Below are 23407 nucleotides of genomic sequence, written 5' to 3' on the forward strand. Positions count from 1 at the left end.
CTACCCTAGAGTAAGCAGAAAGTGTCTGAGTTAAAAAGAGAAAAAGAAGTGATGGTTGCCTTCCAAGTGATACCTCGCGTTAAAGAAGGCAACAACTTCGAAGTGGTTGATAAAGCCATTGAAGTTGTGAAAGCTGCCGATGTGCCTTTCCAAGTCGGTGCGATGGAAACTACGATGAAAGGTGAACTCAACCAATTACTCGATATCGTTAAAAAAGCAGAACAAGCTTGCTACGATACAGGGGCGGTAGAAGTGATCACAAACATTAAGATTCACAGTAAAACCACCGAGGCCGATGATACATTTTGCACGTACCATCGTGGTGTAACGAAAGCGAATCACATGTTTGTTTAATCACATTTTTGTTTCTGAAAACTGAGCTTTAAGAAAGGCTCTGAAGAACCAGTGGTGTTATTGGAAAGGCATGTCTGAGAGGTGAGAAAGGATTTCCATTCGTTCTTCTTCTGACATCGAATGCCAATCACGCGGAGTCTCTTCAGGGTCATCTTTTGCCCCGATCGGTTTTCGGTCAAGTGCTTTGACTGGCTCTTTTTTGATTTTTACGTTCTTTTTATTCATACCGACACCACTCCTTCAGGTACAAAGGTACCTACTTTAATATTACACCCCAACCATTATGTAAAGTAATAGTTACTTCGGAGTTAAATAAAATCTAAATACTTCCTCTTTAGCCAAAAAGATCTCTTTGGGGACTGGTATTTCCCTCTTCATCGACCTGCTTACCAATCAAGTTTTTTTGATTCATTATTTTTCTTCTATAGCGCTGACGACACAGCTTTATCACGTGCAATTGTTCTGACGGTGTCATCGACATCCAATTAAAGCGCTCTTCTCTCTTGCGCATACAACCGTTGCAATAGCCTTTGTCATCGCTTGAACAAACCCCAACGCAAGGGCTTGGAACTTGGAAAAACTCTAACTGCTCCACCATGCCTCCTTACACATTCAAAATTACGCTTACTCTCTCAAAAATAAGCGATTAATTTGTCGCCTGGCTCGTGAAATCCATACTAAACTATGACCTTATACTGACACATATAGTGTTTTGTAAACTATACTTTGAACCCATCAAGTTACACTTATCCGGTAACTTCGTTCTTTCCTTTGGAGCCTTATAATATGAAGTTTAGTTCAAAAAAATTACTAGCAGTAGCCGCTTTACCTATGATGCTAGCAGCATGCACAACAACAGGTGACAACGCGATGCAAGTAACACCAACCGATCTACAGCACCATAATTGGGAACTTGCGCAAATTGATGGCAAGGACATTGTGAAAAGCGAAGACCAAGCAGCTCCTCGTCTAGAGATCGGCGAAAAGATGACTGCAAACGGCATGGCTGGTTGTAACAACTTCTTCGGTCAAGGCGAGCTGAAAGACGGTCAATTCCGTATCAAGCAAATGGGCATGACAATGAAAATGTGTCACGGCTCTGCGATGGAAATCGAACAATCGGTTTCTGCTACTCTAAGCGAGTGGAGCGACGTAACGCTAACAAACGATACGCTAGTACTGAAAAACGATGTACACACGCTAACGTACACAATTCGTGACTGGGTAAACTAATCCGTCATCGAAACCAAATACTGATTAAAGGAGCCTGATGGCTCCTTTTTTATTGTCAGCTTGCCCTCACTACTTCTTCAAAATTGACGCTCATCGCCGACTTTTCGTACCAACCTCCAATAAACCTCAAAAATCTCTCATTTAGATGCAATAAATTCAACGGTTCAGCGGTCTGTTGCTAGGATGGCAAAAGCCTAGAGTCTGTCGAGTTTTCGAGATGATTACGTATCGAACAAAACTCGACCGCGAACTCCCTGCTTGTTCTCAAGTAATTGATTGAATTTACTGTTGAATTAGAATTTATTTCAGAAACAGATAGAATAACTATTAGGGCATGTTGATCTTTCGTTAACCACGAAGGGTCAATACGCACTAGGGAGTTCGAAAATACAATGCTCTTGCCCGTTCACTACCAAATGGAAAAGTTTATGAACAAGATAGTAAGTACGTTAGGAATCATGGCAACCGTTGCATACAGCGCAACCATTTATGCTGATGAAGCAACATCCACCGACAGCTGGAACCAAATAGAACAGCAGGCAGAGGGAGAAACTGTCTACTTTCACGCTTGGGGCGGAAGCCAAGAGATCAATCGTTACCTACAGTGGGCAGGCAAGAAATTACAAAGTGACTACGGTGTCACGTTAAAGCATGTGAAAGTGACCGATATTGCGGAAACCACCACTCGACTGCTTGCTGAAAAAGCAGCAGGAAAGAACAGTGAAGGCAGCGTCGATATCGTCTGGATTAATGGCGAGAACTTCCGCTCGATGAAAGACAACGCGCTATTGTTTGGGCCATTTACAGAGTCACTTCCAAATTGGCAGTATGTCGATAAGTCTCTGCCGATTGATGTTGATTTCTCAGAGCCGACAGAAGGCTTGGAAGCACCGTGGGGCGTGGGACAACTTGTGTTCATTCACGATCAAGAGACACTACACAACCCGCCACAATCGTTTTCAGAGATGTTGAGCTACGCTCAAGCTTTCCCAAATCGCTTAAGCTACCCTCGCCCACCAGAATTTCATGGCACGAGCTTCATTAAGTCTCTATTGATTGAACTAACAAACAATAACCCTGCACTGGCTCAGCCGGTTTCAGAAGACAACTTCCAAGAAGTGACGGCACCACTGTGGGCTTACTTAGATAAATTCCATAAAGTGGCTTGGCGCGGTGGCAAACAATTCCCAGCAGGCACATCGGAAAGCATCCAACTTCTGGATGACGGACAGATCGATCTCGCGATTACGTTTAATCCAAACTCTGTTTATTCAGCACAAGCCAGTGGTCGCTTAGCCGAAACCACTAAGGCTTATGCTCTAGAAAGCGGCGCTCTATCTAACATTCACTTCCTGGCGATTCCTTGGAATGCCAATGCAACCGCAGGTGCTCAAGTGACCATTAACTTCTTATTGAGCCCGGAAGCACAGTCTCGCAAGGGTGACCTCAATGTTTGGGGCGATCCTTCGGTTCTGAGCAGCAAATACCTGACTGGCAGCGCTAAAAACACCCAGCAATTTAAATCGGTTGATGAACCACACCCTAGCTGGCAAAACGCGCTCGAGAAAGAGTGGCTTAAGCGATACGGTAACTAGTCTTCATGCTACGCGCTCTATATTTTGTTGTTATAGCTGTATGCATTATCCCGACCATTCCTGGGGTAGCGGGAGTCGTGGCTTCGTCACTGAGTTTCATCCCGCCCCTTGGTTTAGATGAGCCGACACTCAACGGTTTTAGCCAAGTCTTTCAATGGGAAGGGGCTTGGCACTCTATTGGCTTAAGCCTAGGTTCAGCAATTGCAAGCAGCTATATAGCCTGCTTCCTGACCTTTTGTATTCTTCAAGCCTCTTGGGGAAACAAGTTTTGGAGAAAGATTGAGTTTACGCTATCGCCAATGCTTGCCATTCCACATGTAGCTTTCGCTATCGGCTTTGCTTTTCTGTTTAGTCCAACGGGGCTTGGCGCAAGAGCGGTACATCACTTGCTCGGCGAATCGGCTACCAGCTCTGAATTGGCGTTATTGGTGAAAGACCCATACGCGTTCGGCTTAATTATTATGCTCGCACTCAAAGAAGTCCCCTTCTTATTGCTGATGAGCATTTCGATACTTCAGCAAATTGATGTAGAGCGTATCACCAAGGTCAGTGCATCGCTCGGTTACAGCCGCGCTCAGATCTGGTGGAAATGTATTTTCCCACAATGGTTTACCAAGCTTCGTTTCCCAATGCTGGCGGTACTCGCTTACAGTGTCTCGGTTGTCGATATTGCTTTGATCATAGGCCCAACCAACCCGCCGACCTTTGCCGTTTTGGTATGGCAATGGTTCAACGATCCGGATCTTAACCTACTTCCGCGAGCTGCTGCTGGTGCCATCGTTTTGTTTGGTTTAGCTTCGTTGATCATCGCCTTGGCGCGTTTAGTTGAATGGGCGGTTCTTAAGTACTTTCGAACTTGGCAGTATTCCGGAAGAACAGGGGCAAACCTTCCGGGGAAAACGGTATTCACTGTCCTTGCTAGCCTTTCACTGCTGATCATTCCTTTAATGGTAATTTGGAGCGTTGCTCAGCGTTGGCGCTTCCCTGATTTACTGCCGAGCCGCTACAGCACGCGCTTCTGGGAGTTCGAGTGGGAAGGCATCATGAGCACCGTTGGTCAAAGCTTATGGATTGGTCTGATTGCTGCTTCAATCGCTTTGTTGCTTGCGCTGGTTGCTCACGAATACAGAATCAAATACAAGTGGCAAGTTCCGGGCTTCATTATCGCTATTCCAATGCTAATACCACAGCTTTCAGTGTTGTTTGGTATGCAAGTCACGACCCTCTACATCGGCAGTAGTGCCTATGAGTTCTGGGTGATTTGGGCGCATGTTTTCTTTGCTTTCCCGTTTGTGTACCTGTCTTTGGATGGCCCGTGGAAAAGCTTCAATGATGGGTTGATTAAAGCCTCGCTGAGCCTAGGTAAATCGCCATTTCAGAGTTGGTATTCGATCAAACTACCAATCTTGCTTCCTGCGATTGCCTTTGCTTGGGCGGTCGGGATCAGCGTGAGTTTGGCCCAATACCTTCCAACATTAATGCTCGGCGCAGGCCGTATTAGCACGATCACCACAGAAGCCGTTGCACTTACCAGTGGTTTCGACCGTAGGGTGACAGCAATCTATGCCATTTGGCAGGCCCTATTGCCTCTGTTCTTTTTCTCTTTAGCGATATTAGTCAGCCGACTTCAACTGAGATATCGCCGTCTTACTTTTAAAGGTTTCCTAAGTAATGAGTCTGTACCTCAACGACCTCGCCATCCGTAAAACCGATGGAGATTCGCTGTTCTCAGCGCTAAACGTCACATTAGAATCTGGCCAAATACTGGCTTTGATGGGGCCGAGTGGCTGCGGAAAGTCGACCTTACTGGATGCGATTGCTGGTCACTTAAGTGAAGATTTTTCGTACTCTGGCACCGTTGTGTTGAACAATATTCAGCTCGACGAGCTTCCATCACATCAGCGTGAAGTCGGTATTTTGTTTCAAGATGACTTGTTGTTTCCGCACCTCAAAGTATGGGAAAACTTGGCCTTTTCGTTACCGAACTCTGTTAAAGGTTCCGCTCGCCAAAAACAAGCAATGGCTGCACTAAAAGACATAGAGCTAACTCACTTAGCTGAATCTTTCCCGGATCAAATATCCGGCGGTCAACGCGCAAGAATAAGCTTGACTCGTATGTTGTTAGCCAAGCCTAAACTCGCCCTGCTTGACGAACCGTTCAGTAAGTTAGACCAAGAGCTCAGAGCACAATTTCGCGATTGGGTCTTCGAACAGCTGACCAAAGCGAATATCCCTACATTAATGGTCACGCACGACGAAGCCGATGTACCTCAAGGGGCAGAAGTACTGTCTTGGCCATGGAGAAGTAACCATGCTGGATAAGTACTCCATTAAGGTCATTAAGTGGCCATTAAATCAGTCTGCTAAGTTAGTAAACCAATTGGGTATCACGGCCAATCAAACCACGTTATTCGGATTTCTGATTGGGTGTTTAGCGTTTCCAGCGTTGGCATTTCAACAATATGAGTGGGCGTTAGGCTTCATTGTGTTTAATAGAGTATGTGATGGGCTTGATGGAGCCTTGGCTCGAATCCAAGGCATTAGTGATGCGGGCGGTTTCCTCGATATCAGCCTAGATTTCCTATTCTACTCGCTGATCCCTTTTGGATTTGTCATTGCCAACCCAGAACACAACGCCATTGCCGGTGCATTTTTGATCTTCTCTTTTATCGGCACAGGCAGCAGCTTTTTAGCGTTTGCGGTTATGGCAGGCAAGCGAGGCATTGAAAACCCAGTCTATAAGCATAAGTCTCTGTACTACATGTCAGGGCTAACCGAAGGCACTGAAACCATCGCTTGTTTCATCGCGTTTTGTATTTGGCCTCAACACTTTGCGGTTATCGCTTACACCTTTGGTGCAGCTTGTTGGCTAACCACGTTCATGCGTATTTATTTTGGTTTTCAGACACTAAAAAACCAAGCTAGTTAATAAATGAGTTAGTTTCTTGCACCTATAAAAACGCCGCTCATTGTGAGCGGCGTTTTCTATATTAGTATGGATAATGCCCGCTAAATCATGACATCAAGCTTCAGCTGAAGCCGTGATTTTAAACCTCAATACCTTCAGGCTTGAATCAAGGTCGACATCGACAAACTCAGGCGGGTTGTCCAGACGCTCAATGAACTCAACGCTTGGTGCTTCTTCTGCCATCGTCTCAATCAGGAAGTTTGGTGATACTGCTGGTGAGTTCACACACGCAATCACTTCACCGCCTTCAGTTAGAAGTTCAGGCAAACGACGTAAGATTTTTTTGTAATCTTTGGTTAGAGCAAAGCTGCCTTTTTGGAACGAAGGTGGATCGATGATAACGAGCTCGTAAGGACCGCCCTTCTTGATTTTCCCCCACGACTTAAAGATATCGTAGCCAAGGAAGTTAACCGAGCGCATATCGTGTTCATTCAGACGGTGGTTATCGCGACCTTTGTTTAGCGAGCCACGTGACATGTCCACGTTCATGCATTGACGAGCGCCACCAGCGATAGCCGCGACAGAGAAACCACAAGTGTATGCAAACAGGTTAAGAACGTTCTTATCCTTGGCATTATCTTGTACCCACTGGCGACCATTACGCATGTCTAGGAACAAACCGAAGTTCTGATTACGGCCAATGTCTAATTGGTACTTAAGACCATGTTCAACCACAACCGGAGAATCATTCAACTCTCCCCATAGAACCTCTGAAGGCGCGCCATCGGCATAACGGTGTTGCAGAACAATGCTTGTGCCCTGCTTTGATTGCCAGATATCTTTGTTGGTGAGTTGAACCAATCCAGCTTTTAGAGATGACAAGAATTCGTCGTCTACTTCTTTAAACACGTTAACCAGTAGCTGTCCATCAACCCAGTCACATGTCAGTTGCTCTAGACCAGGCCAAAACTTACCGCGCCCGTGGAAAATACGGCGTAGTTCGTTTGGTACTTCATTAAGTTGCTGTTCAATATGACTAAAAAACAGAGGTAAAGCTGATGCTTCCATTATTTCACTCACTTAGTGTTTAGCTTTGGCCAAGTTAATGACCAAGGTTCAAGCCAACTGTCCAAACCGTTCGACACGGTTTCCTGATGCCACTTCTCACCCAAAGAGTTTAAGCTCCTTGGGTCGCAGACATATTCGTAGGCTTGTGATTGATAGGCAAATCGAATCGCGAAGGCATGTAGATAACCTCTGTCAGCCTCACTCGATGGATTATAAATAGGGTCACCAACAATGGCTGAGCCGATCGACTTCATCGCGACACGGATCTGGTGAGTTCGCCCTGTATAGGGTTTGCATAACAGCAGACGCTCACCGGGTTCAGCCGTTGCTGATAAAAACTGAGTAATCGCAGGGTTCTCTTTGGATGTCAGAAGTTTCCAACTTGAGCGTCGTGAACGCTCCATGTCTCCTGAGATCAAACCTTGCTTTTTCTTTGGCTTCTTAGAACCGATCGCAAGGTAGTATTTCTCTACTTCACGCTTTGCAAATAGCTGTGAAAGCTCGCTCGCCGCCGACGCATTTTTTGCCAGCAGCAGAATGCCCGAAGTCATTTTATCTAGTCGATGAACGAGATACAGCTTAGGCTCATTAATTGCCTTAGCAACTTCTTGAAGCAACATGGTATCGCCATCGTCTTTGTGGACGCTGACTCCAGGGTGCTTATTGATAAGTAAAAAATCAGAGTGGTTCAGAAGAATATCGAACATTAAAGGCTAGCTCCATTGTAGAACGTGGAGTATACCGCGTCTGAACCCAGATTCCAGCTACGAAAAAGCCCAACTCACTCAATAAATATTGAATCGTTGGGCTTCTTTTCAGCAACTAGCGATCAGTGCGTGGTCTTTACTCGATTACCAATAGGTAAATAGAACCAAGCTACCGCTTTACCCCAGTTTAAACTTACCAACTAATGCTTCTAGCTCAGCAACCTTAGCGTTCAAGCCTGATGTATTTTCGGAGCTACGAGTTGCTAGCTGCAGAGATTGCTCAGAGATATCGCTAATCGCGGTAATGTCCGCTGCAATTTCTTTGGTCACAGCCGTCTGTTCTTCTGCCGCAGTCGCAATAGAGTTAACCATGCTTTGTACATTGCCCGCACCGCTCACAATCGCTTCTAGAGCCGAAACAGCACCTGAGCTTTGCTCAACACCAATCTCAACTAAACGACAGTTATCTTGAGTGTAAGTCACCGCTTCTTGAGTGCCCGATTGAATCGATTGAATGATGCCCGAGACTTCTCGTGTCGCTTTGGTTGTTCTTTCTGCTAGCGCTCGCACTTCATCGGCTACCACAGCAAAACCACGACCAAACTCGCCTGCACGTGCCGCTTCAATTGCAGCGTTAAGAGCTAACAGGTTAGTTTGCTCAGCAATGTCTTCGATTACCTTGATAACGCTACCAATCTGCTCACCGTGAGAACCTAGAGTATTCATTTGCAACGACATATCGCTCATTTGAGTCGACACTTGTTGAATACTCGCCACCATCTCAACAATCACGTTGCGGCCATCTTCTGCAGAGGTTTCTGAGCGACGTGCTTCTTCATAAGTAGACGTGCCCTGCTGCGCCACTTCTGAAATGGTCAAGCTTAACTCTTCAGCAGCCGTTGCAATTAAGTTGGCCTTATCAGCTTGAGCAGAAGCGCCCGTTACGATGTCTTGACTAATAGAAGATAGTTCGCCCGTAACAGATTGAACTTCATAGGTCACAGAAGAGATAGAACCTAATAAGTCCACTAACGACTTCTGCATCTGGTTAATCGAACTAGCAAGATCAGCCAGTTCATCACCAGACTCATCGGTAATGTCACCTGCGGTTAAATCACCATTTGCCACGCGGCGTGCTACTTGTTCAACACGAGTCAGGCGATTAGTAATAGAACTCGACAACATATATGCAATCACACAACCGAAGACGATAGCAATCGCAGACAACACCATGATAGTGCGCTCGATGGTAGTAAACGTGTCGGTTAGTGTCAGTAGTGACTGTTCTGTATCTGCGCGCTCACTTGCTGACGCTTGATCCAGTAAGTTCTCAATAGGGATAAGATTGCTCTCATACAAAGATCGTAGCTGTTGAATATTGGCTAGTAGCGCAGCTTCATCATTGATCTTCGGCACAAGCTTTGATTCAAACTCTTGAGTGAAACGCCCCATCAGGTCTTCAATTCGCTGAATACGGCGGTGGTCTTCCGAACCTCTACTCTCCAAACGCTTAGCCTGCTCGATAGCTTGAGCAAATTCGTTCTTGTTGGTTCGATAATCATTGAGTGCATTATCGACCAGAGTGATTGCACCCAGAGCATCTCGATAGACATCTCCAGCTTCATCTATCAGAACAAGATAGGTAACAGTGCCCGGTACATCGTCCATTCTGATCTCATCAGCACTTCTATGAGCGCCAATAACTTCTATCCATACAATACTGACTAACGTGACAAGCACCGCCAATATAGAGCCAAAACCGGCATACAGTTTCTTTCTCACTGACAATTTCACACAACACCTACCTAAATCAAAATATAGCTCTAACAGCTATTCGTTCCATTTATATCGGCTATCAGACGGATACCTTTAATAATTATTTTTCTTAGATAATTAAGTTCCAGACATAAAAAAACGGGAGCTAATGAGCTCCCGTTTATCAAATTACTTTATCTTGCGATTAGAACTTCTTAGAAATCAGCGCAAAACCAGCAATGATACCAATACCTAGTAGCATGATTGCACCTTTACCGCTATCGAAGCCAGAAGAGATACCCATGAACGCAACGATTGCGATAGCTACAGGGATGATGTACTTAACTAGTGTGTACCATAGACCAAATAGTGGGAAAGAGACTTCACCGTCGTTAGTGATTTCTTTCTCTAGGTCTGCACGGTTTAGTCTCCAACCAGCGAAGATACATACCAACATACCGCCAACCGCTAGGAAAATCTTATCCGTTAGTAGGTCGAAAATATCGAACGCGCCAGTATCAAACAGTGTTGGACCGAAGCCGCCAAGTGATAGAGAAGCGAAGATACATAGAATCGCCATTACAACACTTGCAGACAGTACCGCTGTTACACGCTTCATGCCTTTCTCATCGATTAGGTAAGAAACCACAACTTCAAGTAGAGATACTGAAGATGTTAGTGCCGCAACACTCAAACCAACGAAGAACATAAGAGCAAATAGAAGACCGATTACGCCGCCCATTTCAGCGAATAGCTGAGGAACAACAACGAATACTAAACCAGGGCCCGCTGCAGGTTCCATACCGAACGCGAACATTGCAGGGAACATTGCAACACCAGCTAGAATAGCAACACCAGTATCCATTGCGGTTACCATTGCTGTTGTCTGAACTAGGTTCTCTTTCTTCTTAAGGTAAGAACCGTATGTCATCATACAACCCATACCAAGACTTAGAGAGAAGAATGCTTGACCTAGAGCGGCTAGGATTACATTGCTGTCTACTTTAGAGAAGTCAGGACTGAATAGGAACTCAAGACCAGCCATCGCGCCCGGAAGCATAATGCCTTTGATTGATACTACAATAAGGATAATGAAAAGAAGCGGCATCAGGATCTTACCTGCTTTCTCAATACCACCAGAGATACCTTTCATAACGATAACAACGTTAAGTAGTAGGTATAAGCCCATCCACATTAGTGGTTGAACTGGGTTTGAGATAAAGCCACCAAAGCTATCACCAATTGCTTCTGGTGCGTCTAGAAGACCACCTGCAATTTTACCGATGTATGCGATTGACCAACCGCCTACTACTGGGTAGAAACCCATGATAAGTAGACCACTGAATACGCCGATAACGCCAGCGAACGTCCAACGACGGTCAGTTGTTTTAAATGCACCTACTGCTGATTTTTGCGTATGACGGCCAATCGCAAATTCAGTCAGCATGACACTGAAACCAATAAAAATTACAAAAAACAGGTAAATGGCAACGAATGCACCACCGCCACTTTCGCCTGCTGTGTATGGGAATTTCCAAATGTTACCTAAGCCAACAGCAGAACCTGCTGCAGCCATTACGAATCCTAACTTCGAACCCCAGGTATCGCGGGGTGTTGTGGTTGTATTACTAGTAGCCACGTGTACTCCAAACTTTTGTGTTATGTGATGTTGTGTTTTGCTTTGGGTGGCGTCTTTAAAAGGAAGGTGTATAAATAAATTTACACACCTAAAAGATTTGATTGACGCTCGTTGTCTAGCAAGTAAACCAGTTTAAGAATAAAATTGGAAGAGCATACCGTACAAATTTCGTTAAAGATGTAAATTTTTATGGTTAAATGCCGACTTTTCATACAAAACAATCGTTTTCTTCTTAAGTTGACCAAAACTTAACAACTTTAACCTATTTACATCTTTTGCTCTATTTTGTAAATAGTTGAATCCTTAAATTCCCATATCCGTTAAATAGCATTACTATCTAAGTGTCTCTTTTTTCGAGTATTCAATGTGGATAAGCTTTATCATTTTTTAACTTTGGCCTCTGTTGTTTTGTACTGGGTTCTCGTAGCCGGTGTGACGTTTCGTGTTGTACTAAAACGACGCTCTGTCAGCGTTTCTCTTGCTTGGCTAATGGTTATCTACATTATCCCGATTGTTGGTGTAGCTTGTTACTTCCTTTTTGGTGAGCTAAACCTAGGCAGAAAAAGGGCTGAACGCGCTCATCGTATGTTTACCCCTTTCGGCGACTGGTTCCGTCAATTGAATGATTGCCAACTTCACCAACCAGGGAAAGTCGGCTCCCCTATCCATAAGATTGACGAGCTTTGTAACAATCGAATGGGCATCCCTGCACTCAGTGGAAACACTCTATCGCTGCAATCTTCACCAAACGAGATCCTACACGCAATTATCGAAGATATAGAAAATGCACAAACCAGTATCAAGATGGTTTTCTATATTTGGCATCCAGGTGGCCTGACCGATTCGGTTGCCTCTGCGCTGATTCGCGCTGCAAAACGTGGCGTAGATGTTAAAGTTTTGCTCGATTCAGCCGGTAGCCCTCGCTTTTTCAAAAGCCACTGGCAGTCAATGATGAAGGACGCAGGCGTTCAAGTCGTACAAGCACTAGAAGTGAGCCCATGGCGTATTTTTTTACGTCGCCTAGATTTAAGACAACACCGCAAAATCATTGTGATTGACGAGACTATCGCCTATACGGGTTCAATGAACATGGTCGATCCTGCTCACTTCAAACAAAGTTCCGGCGTTGGTCAGTGGATTGATGTAATGGTCAGAGTGACTGGGCCAACCGTTAATGTGTTATCCGCTATTCATGGCTGGGATTGGGAAGTTGAGACTGGTGAACGCATTCTCCCTGATATACCTGAATGCCCAGTTGAAGAAATCATGACACATCATCCGGTTCAAGTAGTGCCGTCTGGCCCTGGCATGCCGGAATATTTGATCTTACAAGTACTGACCATCGCCATCAATCAAGCGAATCATTCTGTACGTATTACTACACCTTATTTTGTGCCAAGTGCTGACTTACTCGAAACACTTAAGATGACAGCTCAACGCGGCGTAACTGTAGAACTGATCATTCCACACAATAACGATTCACTAATGGTTAAATGGGCTTCTCGTGCGTTTTATACCGAGTTGCTTGAAGCTGGCGTGAAGATCTATGAATTTTACGGTGGCCTTCTTCATACCAAATCGGTAGTGATCGATGAAGAGTTTTGCTTGATCGGAACCGTCAATATCGACATGCGCAGTTTGTGGCTCAACTTTGAAGTGACTCTGGCTGTGGATGATGTGCATTTCACGCAAAAACTGTCTGAGCTGCAGAAATCTTATATCGCTTCATCCCACTCTGTAGAGTTAGAACAGTGGGAGCAAAGAAACCTTAGTAATCGCTTCTTTGAGAGGCTGTTCTATTTATTCAACCCGTTGCTCTAATACTCCTCGCTCGCCGACCACCATTGGCAACGAATAGTATCTTTGCGATCGCTTTTTAACTTTTCATCACAAATCGAGGAAAAGTTAAAAAGCAAAAGAAAACGTTAAAAACTCTCTCTTCCCTCTTGCTTTGATGGCTACTCGCATGTTTTAAATAGGACATAACCGATTGATAAGGAATTCACAGCATGTCCGAGAACAAAACCACTAAACTTATCACTGCCGGTCGTGATAAGAAGTGGACCAATGGTGTTGTTAACCCACCAGTACAACGCGCTTCAACTGTCGTATTTAACTCAGTAGAAGAGAAGCGTAAAGCTACGATTAACCGCGCTAACAAGACCCTTTTTTACGGACGTCGTGGAACCAACACTCATTTTGCCTTCCAAGATGCGATGGTTGAAGTAGAAGGCGGCGCGGGTTGTGCACTGTACCCGTGTGGTACGGCCGCCATTTCTAATGCCATTCTCTCTTTTGTAGAAACAGGTGATCATATTTTAATGGTTGACACCTGCTACGAACCTACTCGTGATTTCTGTGACACCATCATGAAAAAGATGGGGGTAGAGACAACTTACTACGAGCCAACGATTGGTGAAGGTATCCAAGACCTTATCAAGCCAAACACTAAGGTGCTGTTTACTGAGTCTCCAGGCTCTGTCACCATGGAAGTGCAGGATATTCCAACACTAGCGCGTATCGCTCATGAACATGACATCATCGTTATGCTAGACAATACTTGGGCGGCTGGCGTGAACTTCTCACCGTTTGATTTTGGTGTTGATATCTCGATTCAAGCAGCGACCAAATACATCGTGGGTCACTCTGATGTGATGCTAGGTACGGCAGTCGCCAATGAGAAATGCTGGGATCAACTAAGAGAGCAAAGTTACTTGATGGGGCAATGTGTCTCACCTGATGATGCTTATTTAGGGCTTCGCGGCATTCGTACTCTTGATGTGCGTCTACGCCAACACGCAGAAAGCAGCTTGAAGGTCGCAAAATGGTTAGAGACTCGTCCTGAAGTTAACCACGTTCGTCACCCTGCTCTTGAGTCTTGCCCAGGCCATGAATTCTTCAAACGAGATTTTACTGGCGGTAATGGCTTGTTCTCTTTTGTACTAAACAACTCTAATATCAAAGCGACGACAGCGTTACTTGATGGAATGACACATTTTAGTATGGGTTACTCTTGGGGTGGATTTGAAAGTTTGATTCTAGCTAACGAACCAAGCAGTTTTGACAGCTTGAGAACTGTTGCCAATCCTAATTTCGAAGGTACCTTGATACGTGTTCATATTGGGTTAGAAGATGTTGATGACCTGATTGCTGATCTAGAGGCGGGATTAGAACGTTATAGCGCTCTGATTTAATCTGAGACGATAGGTCTAATATGCAAAAAAGGCAGGATATTCCTGCCTTTTTCTGTTTAAAGCATAACTCAAAATACTCATATTCAGATACTTCAGCTCATAATACAAACCGCTCATAGTCCAGAAGCTTTCAAAGCCAATATTGAACCTTAAAGCACATCCACTTAAAGATCTCAGAGCGATGAAAAAATGGCTATGAATTTTTCAATTTCTAAGTGATTGTTCCGCTGAAATAAATAACACTTTATTTGTGTGGGCAACCGACTAAATGATCATTGACCATACCTGTTGCTTGCATAAATGCGTAACAGATTGTTTCCCCTACAAACTTAAAGCCTCTCTTCTTCAAAAACTTACTCATCGCTTTAGATTGCTCGGTAGAAGCGGGAACTTGGGACATCTCGGTCCATTGATTCACGATCACCTCATTATCAACAAATTGCCATAAGGCATTAGAAAGAGAGCCGAACTCTTTCTGTAATTCAAGCGTTGCTCGTGCATTGTTGTATACCGAAGCAATCTTACCCCTGTGTTTAACCACATCGAAGTTTTCAATGATGTGCGGCACGTTGTCTTCATTCAGCTCAGCTAGCTTGTTTAGATCGTAATTATCGAACGCGGCACGATAGCCTTCACGCTTTTTAAGGATCGTAATCCAACTCAGACCTGCTTGAGCACCTTCTAAAGTAATGAACTCAAACAGAACTTGATCATCATAAACAGGCACGCCCCACTCTGCATCGTGGTACTCCCTTTCAAGCTCATGTTTAAGCGCCCATGCACACGTTCTATCCACTGTATTAGCTTCCATTTCGATGGTCTCTTTTAGTAATCATACATAAAAATAATGCCCCAATTAGGGGCATTATTTCAAAGGTTAGTTGACGTTAAGCCACTTCAATTTTATGGAATAAACGATACAGCACAGGTACTACGATTAGCGTGAGTACAGTCGCAAAGCCTAAACCAAACATGATGGTTACTGCCATTGGTTTAAAGAAGATGTCCGGCAGTAGAGGGATCATACCAAGAATGGTGGTGATCGCAGCCATACATACCGGACGAACACGACTCAGTGCCGCATCAACAACCGCTACATATGGATCTTTACCGGACTTCATCTCAATCTCAATTTGGTCAAGCAGTACGATACCGTTCTTAAGTAGCATCCCGGATAAACTCAAGAAGCCTAGCAATGCCATGAAGCCAAATGGTGTATTCAAGGCTAATAAGCCTGTCGTTACCCCGATTAGCGCTAATGGAACCGTTAGCCAAACAATTAGCGGTTCTTTGACCGAGTTGAACAAGAACACGGTAATCAAGAACATGAACAGGTAACCCATCGGCATAGTGGTAAACAGAGACGCTTGTGCATCAGCAGATGACTCATATTCACCACCCCACTCCAACGAATAACCCGGTGGCATCTCAATCGCTTCAATTTGTGGCTGTAAGCGTTTCTGTAACGTCGAAGCCGTTTCTTCACCCAATAGGTCGTTGTCGGCCATTACCGTCAGCATACGCTTACGGTTCTTACGGATGATAAGTGGATCTTCCCATTCCAATTCGTAGCCAAGCGTCACTTGCTGCAACGGAATATATTCGCTTAATGCCGGGCTCCAAATCTTCATACCTTCGATGTTGCGAATATCAACTCGCTCATCTTCAGGTAAACGAGCCACAATAGGCATCAACGTAGTACCATCACGATACACACCAATCGACTTACCAGAGAAAGACATCGCTAGGAAATCATCAACGTCAGACTTGGTAATACCATAACGACGCGCTTGGCTTTCATTGAACTGAGGCTCTAATACCTTAGTTCTTTCACGCCAATCATGACGAACGTTAAATGCTCCGTCATCAGCACGCATGATGTCCATAACTTGAGCTGCGATTGAACGTAGCACGGTTGGGTCTGAACCGACGATTCGAGCCTCAATTTTCGCACCGCCACTAGGGCCTAATTCAATTTGCTTAAGTTTGTAATCAATTTCAGGGAACTGACTGTCAACGTGTTCACGGAAGCGACGCATCAGCCCTTCAAGTACCTGATAATCTGTCACACGAACCGTGATTTCGCCATACGCGCTATAACTCTTCTCGGGTGAGTAGGTCAACATGAAACGTTGCAGGCCTTTACCCGCGGTTGTCGTGATATGTTCAACTTCGTCCTGCTCAGCTAGCCAACTCTCAAGCACTTTAAGCTTGGTATTGGTCGCTCGAATATCGGTACCTTCTGGCATCCACACATCCACTTGGAACATAGGTGTGGTTGAAGACGGGAAGAAGGCTTGCTTAACGAAACCAAAACCGTACACACTCGCGCCTAAACCAATAATCAGAACAAACATGGTTAACCAAGCACGCTTCATACAGAACTCAAGGAAGTTTTTGTAGATAACAAAAACCATCCCGTTGTATGGGTCCTTACCTTCGTTATCTGGATCGACCTTCTGACCTTTAAAGAACATGTCGGCAAAGAACGGCGTGAGCGAGATGGCAGTAAACCAACTCAGCATCAAGGAGATCAGTAGCACCGTGAACAAGGTGCCACAGTATTCGCCTGTTGAGTCTTCAGATAAACCAATTGGAGCAAACGCAGTCACCGCAATAACCGTCGCACCAAGCAGCGGCCATTTGGTTTGAGTTACGATATCGGTGGCGGCCTGCATCCGGGTTCGCCCCTTCTGCGTGCCGATCAATATCCCTTCCACCACCACAATGGCATTATCCACCAGCATCCCCAAGGCGATAACCAACGCGCCCAGTGAAATACGTTGTAGGTCGATCTTGAAGTACTGCATGAAAATGAATGTACCGAATACGGTCAATAGCAGTATCAAACCAATCAATAGGCCCGATCTTAGTCCCATGAAGAACAGTAACACCACGATTACGATCGCAACCGCCTGCCCTAAACTCACCACAAATCCGCTTACCGACTTGTCTACCTCTTTAGGTTGGTTATAAACCTCGGAGATGTCGATGCCGACGGGTTGTTGATACTTTAGCTCGGCCAATCTTCGATCAAACGCTTCACCAACCGCTACTACGTTCACGCCTTGCGCAAAAGAGACACCAAGGTTAAGTGCGAGCTTGCCGTTATAGCCAATGATGTTACTTGGCACTTCAACATAACCACGAGTTACATTCGCCACATCTTTTAAATAGATGAGACCTTGAGCACCACCTTCTGTCAGAATTAAATCGCCAAGCTGCTCAACGTTTTGGAACTCACCCGTTGGATGGATTCGAATATATTCATCACCAATCCTTACCGCTCCTGCACTTGATACAATATTTTGAGTCGATAAAAGGTTAAATACCGTGCTTGGAGACAGACCCAGAGAGCTTATCCGTTTCATCGATATCTCAATGAACACTTGCTCTTGTTGTTGGCCGGAAACGGAGACTTTACTGACCCCATCAACCAACTCTAGCTCTCGCCTTAGGTAATCAATGTAATCCAGCAGCTCTTTGTAGCTATAGCCATCCCCCGTCACCGCCAGCAAAATACCGTAAACGTCACCGAAATCATCGATGACTTGAGGATCATTGACGCCGGGTGGCAGTTCAACCTTGAGATCATTCACTTTTCGGCGAAGTTCATCCCATATTTGCGGAAGATCATCTGGGCCGTAGTTATTCTTCATCGTTACCGTTACCTGAGACAGGCCACGGCTTGAAATAGAGTTCACTTCGTCGACATAGGTAAGTTGTTGAATCGCTTTTTCTAGTGGGTAAGTAACTTCTTCTTCCACCTGCTGAGGCGTTGCCCCCGGGTATGAAGTCACGACCATTGCATCTTTGATGGTAAAGGCAGGATCTTCTAAACGACCCAAGCCGAAAAAGGCAGAGACACCACCAATAAGAAAGATCAGAGATAGCATCCAGCTAATGACTTTGTTACGTATAAAGTAAGAAGCAACACCTGTGATCTGATCATCACCCTGTTGATCGTCATTTTGGGGCTTGTTATTTACTTCACTCATTGTTCGTCTCCTGAGACAATACTTCCACTGTCATCCCATCTCGCAATCGCGATACGCCTGCAACAACGACATGCTGCCCCATTTCCAATCCTTTCACTACCTGCAATGTTTCCTGGTTTGCTTTTCCTAACACGACTTGTTGTTTCGAGACTGTCTTGTCGTCGTTAAGAACCCACACATAAGAGTTTTTACGATCCAGTTCATCACCGTCTGCATTGAATACCGCTTCGATCGGAATAAGTACACCAGCTTTTAGCTCCAAACCGATATCTCGCCCATTTGACGTCACCTCAACGGCCATACCATCCAGAATCAAATCATCTTCCGGCATAGGTAGAGCAAGCGTCACCGTGAACGTGCCCGTGCTTGGGTCAGGTTCAGTGGTAAACTCCTTAATAGCCGCCGTGTATTCATTGCCACTGGGTACTCTTACCACAGCCTCAACATTCGATAACAGCTGTTCGCTAGGCTGATTCACGTAAATCTGGTCAGGCAGTTGGATAACAACCTCAACATCCTCGACACTGTGAATGTTCACGACCTGCTGGCCTACCTGAATATTTTCATATTGATCGACACTGACACGAGAAATGATCCCATCAACAGGAGCACGAAGCTTAGTGAACGACAAGCGCAGTTTTGCGAGTTCCAGCTCGGCATAAGCGATCTGGCGTTGAGCAGCAATTTCATCAAACTGTGACTTCGCCAATAAGCCTTTCTTCACTAGCGGACTTGAACGTCTGTATTGGCTGTTAATTACCGTGTAACGCGCCTGAGCATTGTCGACATCCAGTTGATAATCGGTAGGGTCAAGCTCTGCAATGATGTCTCCTTGTGAAACACGCTCACCTTCTTTCACATCAAGCTTATTGATTTCACCAGCGACTCGAAAGCTGAGATGAGCCTTCTCGGCAGCGTTTGCAACCGCTGGGAAATAGAGTTTGTCGCTAAAGTCGATGACTGAAATCTCGATAGCTTTAACCAAGGGCGTGTTATTCACTTCTACAACTTGTTTATCTTCACAAGCCGTAAGTAAAGCCAAACACGACAGTCCAGCGGTCACTTTAAGTGTTTTCATGTTATAGCCCCCTTTCCTTGATCCACTCTCGAACTTTAATGCCCGACTCAAGACCATTGACGCCAGAAGTCACAATGCGATCGCCATCGTTCAATCCAGAGACGATATGGCGTTTTTCATCGATGACAATGGCAACATTTTCAACAATGCCGTCGCTATTCACACGCCATACAGAGACATCATCCCCATCGGTCATCATTGCTGACGTTGGTATTTTGGTGGCCGCCGCTAACGATGAAACGAGATTTACCGAGCCAGACATACCGGGCAAAATACCCACATCGGTTGGTCTTTCCATTACCATGGTGACTTTGTACGAACCTGTTTTCGGGTCAGCTTCGGTATCCACTTCTTGGAAGGTTAAAACGTAAGAGTTTTCAGGAAACGCATCAAAAACCATGGTTGCATCCATCTCGAACCCTGATGAAAAGCGCGTAATAAGTTGGTCGGGTAATAAGAAGACGACTTTAAGAATTTGATTGGTTTGAATATTCATCACGCCTTGTTTAGCCGCAATGTATTCATGGTTTTCAGCAGGAATGATGGAAATGGTTCCGTCATACGGCGCAACCAAAGTGGTGTAGCGAAGATTCGCGTTAGCTTGATTAAGCACCGCGCGAGCTGAATTGTGGTTCGCTTTCGCTTGGTCGAAATCTTGCTCTGATACCACACGATCTTTACGAAGTTTGATCGCACGTTGATATTGAACATCGGCTAGCTGAAAATTCGCTTTTGCTTGCTTCTCGAGTAGTTGATATTCATCGGGATTTAACTTAGCAAGCTCGTCGCCTTTAGACACGTGCTGCCCAGCGGTCACATCGATGCTCTGCAATAACCCAGGAACACGGAATGCGAGTACCGCTCTGTCACCAGCTTCTGTGGTAGCAGGGAAATTACGCTCAAAGGCATTATTACCGACGGAGACAGTGAAGAGTTTGGCGGGTCTGGACTCAGGTTCAGGCACGGGAGGAAGCTCCTTACCACACCCAGACAACCCAGCTAAGGCAGTCAATAGGACAAGGGAGGCTCTATACATTGGTGATCATCCATATCTATAAATATTTTTATAACATAGATTAATCACATGTAACTTACCAGTCAGCGGAAGATTTATTTAGAGAAAATTATTAAAAAAAATAACGGCTTGGAATAAATTTTCCTAAACCGTTATCTAATCCTTTTTAGGTTTTACCACTACATGTTCTTAAATTCACGATTCACTTTAAACGTGTCTGAGGTGACATAAGCTTCCATGTTGCGGACACTGGTCTCTAACTTCTGGAAATCACCCTCTAAAGTGTTCAATAGCGACTCTGCAGTTTGCCCTTTTTCCCAAGGCTTTTGCTTGAGCGTATGCTCTTGTTTCGCCTTCATTTGGTCGACATACTGAGGTGGTTGTTTTTCAAGCATAAATGTCAAAGCTAAATACGCTAATAACACCAGAAAACTACCACCAAGCAGTGCTGCTGAGATAACTAAGATGCGAACCAACCACACTTCAAGGCCAAAATAGTTCGCTAACCCTGCACACACACCAGACAATTTGCCGTTAATCGTGTCGCGATACAGTTCTCTACTCATAGTTTCGTCTCCAGTTAGGCGACTCCGCATCCAGTATTTTTTCTAGCGTTTTCACTCGGTCTTGCATGGATTCGGCTTGCGCAGAAAGCTTATGCAGACGTTGAAGATTCGTTTCAGAAAGACCATTGCTGGATTTCTTCTTGCTGCGGTAATGTAAGAATAACCATAGCGGTGCCACGAAGATTAAAAAGACAATCAGTGGACCTGCAATTAGAAATGTTGACATAGACAACTCCTAGATTATTTATCGCGGTTTTCAACTTGTTGCTTCAGTTTCGCTAGCTCTTTTTCGATTTCATCTTGAGCTTGTAGCTCGGCAAACTCTTGGTCTAAAGATTTTGCGTTGCCAGTCTTAGCGTAAACGTCCGCTTCAGCTTCTAATTCATCCACTTTACGCGAGAATTGCTCAAACTTCGCCATTGCTTCGTTGGTTTTGCTTGAGTGCAGGTGTTTTTGAACATCACGACGGTTGCTTGCCGCATTGTTACGAATCATTAATGCTTGTTGCTTTGCACGAGTTTCTGCGATCTTTGTTTCAAGTTTACCAATTTCACTCGTCAATTTTTCGATGGTTTCATGAACCAAGGTTTGTTCGGTGTGAAGGCTCTTGATGATGTCTTCCAGTTTTTGCTTTTCGATTAGCGCCGCTCTCGCCAAATCTTCGCGTTGTTTGGTCAGGGCAAGTGTCGCTTTATTTTGCCAATCTAGAATCTGTGTTTCGATAGCTTCTACTTTACGCGCTAGCTCTTTCTTGTCAGCAATTGCTTTTGCTGAGTTGGTACGAACTTCAACTAAGGTGTCTTCCATTTCTTGGATAATAAGACGAATCATCTTTTCTGGATCTTCAGCCTTATCTAATAGTGCACTGATGTTTGAATTTACAATGTCTGCAAAGCGAGAAAAAATACCCATGAGGAACTCCTTAATTACAATGATGGCAAATGCGTTTCAAATCGTTGTGCGACTTTATCAATCCACTTGCTCAAAAATTTACGTTTGTTGTTAAACCTACCATAAATAATCCAAGTAGCGTGCCAACTTTTAAGCCATTTATTATCAGTTACTTACAATAAAATGGTGATTAACTCGAACCATGCTATGATGAATTTAGCCAAGTATTGGTATTTTTCACCACTATGGCTCTTACATGACCTCTCCAGCGATTAATTCATACAAGGACCCGCTATGCAGCAGAACCTCATTGGTGAATCACCTAGCTTTCTCTCTGTGTTAGATAAAGTTTCCCAACTCGCACCAATAGAAAGACCCATTCTGATCATTGGCGAACGTGGCACAGGTAAAGAGTTGATCGCACAAAGACTGCATTACCTTTCAAGACGTTGGGATCAACCTTTGATCTCATTGAACTGCTCAACCTTAAGTGAAGGTTTGATTGATTCAGAACTGTTTGGTCATGAATCGGGATCCTTTACGGGTTCGAAAGGGCGTCATCAAGGTCGTTTTGAAAGAGCAGAAGGCGGAACGCTGTTTCTGGATGAGCTGGCGACCACTCCCCTTGCGGTTCAAGAGAAACTACTGCGCGTTATTGAATACGGGCAATATGAACGTGTCGGTGGGCAAAAGGCGCTAAGTGCCAATGTCAGACTGGTGTGTGCAACCAATGCCGACTTACCAGACATGGCATTAAAGGGCGAATTCCGAGCAGACCTATTAGATAGACTGGCGTTTGACGTCATTACTATCCCTCCTTTGCGTGAGCGAAAAGAAGACATCATGCTACTGGCAGAATATTACGCCATTAAGATGTGTCGTGAATTGGAATTGGAGTTGTTTGTTGGCTTTGCCCCCTCTGCCGTTGAATCGCTTTTGGATTATTCTTGGCCAGGGAATGTACGAGAACTCAAAAACGTCATTGAGCGAGCTATCTATCAGCACGGAAAAGATCCATATCCTATTGAATATTTGGTGTTTAACCCATTTAAACCCGCATGGAAAACAGAGCAAGATTCCTCTCCGGAAACTGGCAATGAGCCGTCTAACAGCCATACTTCATCAGAGAGCTTGTTTTCTTTGCCGCTTGATTACAAAGCATGGCAAGAACAACAAGACATCAAGCTACTCAACCAAGCCCTCAAACAGAGCAAATATAACCAGAAACAAGCCGCAGAATTACTTGGGTTAACCTACAACCAATTACGTGGAATGGTGAGGAAGTACGCGATTGTCGGACAAGCTAACGATAAATAGCTGTCCACGCTTGATTATTATTTGGAGCCGAATAAATAAAATGTTAAATTGTCCGGATCTTGAGGCTCCTCTAACGCCTCGTTTCGAAA

Annotated in this window: 22 protein-coding genes; 9 read left to right on the forward strand and 13 right to left on the reverse strand. The window is 44.8% G+C overall.

Annotated elements, in window-relative coordinates; translation table 11 throughout:
• Positions 1-51 precede the first annotated feature (51 nt).
• Positions 52-354, forward strand: coding sequence for a thiamine-binding protein (locus AB6F11_RS02555; protein WP_029222623.1), 303 nt, complete (start codon positions 52-54; stop codon positions 352-354).
• A gap of 57 nt (positions 355-411) precedes the next feature.
• Here the strand turns inward: AB6F11_RS02555 and AB6F11_RS02560 are convergent, their stop codons facing one another.
• On the reverse strand, positions 412-579 hold the full coding sequence (locus AB6F11_RS02560) for a hypothetical protein (RefSeq protein ID WP_017060325.1): 168 nt from the start codon (positions 577-579) through the stop codon (positions 412-414).
• Positions 580-688: 109 nt separating this feature from the next.
• On the reverse strand, positions 689-952 hold the full coding sequence (locus tag AB6F11_RS02565) for a DUF1289 domain-containing protein (protein WP_017060324.1): 264 nt from the start codon (positions 950-952) through the stop codon (positions 689-691).
• A 188-nt stretch (positions 953-1140) separates the two neighbouring features.
• Between AB6F11_RS02565 and AB6F11_RS02570 the strand changes: the two genes are divergently transcribed.
• The 5 genes from AB6F11_RS02570 to AB6F11_RS02590 all read left to right on the forward strand — a co-directional run bounded on the left by AB6F11_RS02570 (position 1141) and on the right by AB6F11_RS02590 (position 6111).
• Positions 1141-1587 (forward strand): META domain-containing protein, encoded by a 447-nt coding sequence (locus tag AB6F11_RS02570; RefSeq protein ID WP_004734625.1) that lies wholly within the window; start codon positions 1141-1143, stop codon positions 1585-1587.
• Between the two features lie 428 nt (positions 1588-2015).
• Positions 2016-3182, forward strand: coding sequence for an ABC transporter substrate-binding protein (locus tag AB6F11_RS02575; protein ID WP_017060323.1), 1167 nt, complete (start codon positions 2016-2018; stop codon positions 3180-3182).
• A 5-nt stretch (positions 3183-3187) separates the two neighbouring features.
• The gene (locus AB6F11_RS02580; RefSeq protein WP_102393824.1) at positions 3188-4888 is read left to right on the forward strand and encodes an ABC transporter permease; all 1701 of its coding nucleotides are present in this window, start codon (positions 3188-3190) and stop codon (positions 4886-4888) included.
• Positions 4854-5504, forward strand: a complete 651-nt coding sequence (locus AB6F11_RS02585; protein WP_017068056.1) for an ATP-binding cassette domain-containing protein — start codon at positions 4854-4856, stop codon at positions 5502-5504. The genes AB6F11_RS02580 and AB6F11_RS02585 overlap by 35 nt, the downstream gene beginning before the upstream one ends.
• Positions 5494-6111, forward strand: coding sequence for a CDP-alcohol phosphatidyltransferase family protein (locus tag AB6F11_RS02590; protein ID WP_102321515.1), 618 nt, complete (start codon positions 5494-5496; stop codon positions 6109-6111). Before AB6F11_RS02585 ends, AB6F11_RS02590 begins: the two co-directional genes overlap by 11 nt.
• Positions 6112-6204: 93 nt before the next feature.
• On the opposite strand, the gene AB6F11_RS02595 is transcribed toward AB6F11_RS02590, so the two are convergent.
• The 4 genes from AB6F11_RS02595 to AB6F11_RS02610 all read right to left on the reverse strand — a co-directional run bounded on the left by AB6F11_RS02595 (position 6205) and on the right by AB6F11_RS02610 (position 11259).
• Complete coding sequence (locus AB6F11_RS02595) at positions 6205-7158, reverse strand: class I SAM-dependent methyltransferase (protein WP_017071833.1); 954 nt, start codon at positions 7156-7158, stop codon at positions 6205-6207.
• 8 nt (positions 7159-7166) lie between these two features.
• Complete coding sequence (locus AB6F11_RS02600; protein WP_017060318.1) at positions 7167-7865, reverse strand: TIGR01621 family pseudouridine synthase; 699 nt, start codon at positions 7863-7865, stop codon at positions 7167-7169.
• 177 nt (positions 7866-8042) lie between these two features.
• Complete coding sequence (locus AB6F11_RS02605) at positions 8043-9659, reverse strand: methyl-accepting chemotaxis protein (RefSeq protein ID WP_102393825.1); 1617 nt, start codon at positions 9657-9659, stop codon at positions 8043-8045.
• Positions 9660-9825: 166 nt separating this feature from the next.
• The gene (locus tag AB6F11_RS02610) at positions 9826-11259 is read right to left on the reverse strand and encodes a sodium-dependent transporter (RefSeq protein WP_050543975.1); all 1434 of its coding nucleotides are present in this window, start codon (positions 11257-11259) and stop codon (positions 9826-9828) included.
• 366 nt (positions 11260-11625) lie between these two features.
• Here AB6F11_RS02610 and cls point away from each other — a divergent pair, with 366 nt between their 5' ends.
• Both cls and AB6F11_RS02620 read left to right on the forward strand, forming a co-directional pair.
• Positions 11626-13080 carry a cardiolipin synthase gene (gene cls / locus AB6F11_RS02615; RefSeq protein WP_017065339.1) on the forward strand — a complete coding sequence of 485 codons (1455 nt, stop codon included), beginning with the start codon at positions 11626-11628 and terminating at the stop codon, positions 13078-13080.
• A gap of 188 nt (positions 13081-13268) precedes the next feature.
• Positions 13269-14453, forward strand: coding sequence for a cystathionine beta-lyase (locus AB6F11_RS02620; protein ID WP_017065338.1), 1185 nt, complete (start codon positions 13269-13271; stop codon positions 14451-14453).
• 244 nt (positions 14454-14697) lie between these two features.
• Here the strand turns inward: AB6F11_RS02620 and AB6F11_RS02625 are convergent, their stop codons facing one another.
• The 7 genes from AB6F11_RS02625 to pspA form a co-directional block, all read right to left on the reverse strand.
• On the reverse strand, positions 14698-15264 hold the full coding sequence (locus AB6F11_RS02625) for a DNA-3-methyladenine glycosylase I (protein WP_017065337.1): 567 nt from the start codon (positions 15262-15264) through the stop codon (positions 14698-14700).
• 76 nt (positions 15265-15340) lie between these two features.
• Complete coding sequence (locus AB6F11_RS02630) at positions 15341-18451, reverse strand: efflux RND transporter permease subunit (protein ID WP_102393826.1); 3111 nt, start codon at positions 18449-18451, stop codon at positions 15341-15343.
• Entirely contained in the window at positions 18444-19529 is a 1086-nt protein-coding gene (locus AB6F11_RS02635; protein ID WP_102393827.1) for an efflux RND transporter periplasmic adaptor subunit, read from the reverse strand. Before AB6F11_RS02635 ends, AB6F11_RS02630 begins: the two co-directional genes overlap by 8 nt.
• Position 19530: 1 nt before the next feature.
• Complete coding sequence (locus AB6F11_RS02640) at positions 19531-20565, reverse strand: efflux RND transporter periplasmic adaptor subunit (protein ID WP_029236444.1); 1035 nt, start codon at positions 20563-20565, stop codon at positions 19531-19533.
• A gap of 158 nt (positions 20566-20723) precedes the next feature.
• The gene (pspC, locus tag AB6F11_RS02645; protein WP_017065334.1) at positions 20724-21110 is read right to left on the reverse strand and encodes an envelope stress response membrane protein PspC; all 387 of its coding nucleotides are present in this window, start codon (positions 21108-21110) and stop codon (positions 20724-20726) included.
• The gene (gene pspB, locus AB6F11_RS02650) at positions 21103-21336 is read right to left on the reverse strand and encodes an envelope stress response membrane protein PspB (RefSeq protein WP_102393828.1); all 234 of its coding nucleotides are present in this window, start codon (positions 21334-21336) and stop codon (positions 21103-21105) included. Before pspB ends, pspC begins: the two co-directional genes overlap by 8 nt.
• A gap of 14 nt (positions 21337-21350) precedes the next feature.
• Positions 21351-22022, reverse strand: coding sequence for a phage shock protein PspA (pspA, locus tag AB6F11_RS02655; RefSeq protein ID WP_010440091.1), 672 nt, complete (start codon positions 22020-22022; stop codon positions 21351-21353).
• A 273-nt stretch (positions 22023-22295) separates the two neighbouring features.
• Here pspA and pspF point away from each other — a divergent pair, with 273 nt between their 5' ends.
• The gene (gene pspF / locus AB6F11_RS02660; protein WP_017060309.1) at positions 22296-23318 is read left to right on the forward strand and encodes a phage shock protein operon transcriptional activator; all 1023 of its coding nucleotides are present in this window, start codon (positions 22296-22298) and stop codon (positions 23316-23318) included.
• Positions 23319-23407 lie beyond the last annotated feature (89 nt).

The organism is Vibrio sp. 10N.247.311.14 (assembly GCF_041467715.1).
Taxonomy (GTDB): Bacteria; Pseudomonadota; Gammaproteobacteria; order Enterobacterales; family Vibrionaceae; genus Vibrio; species Vibrio crassostreae_C.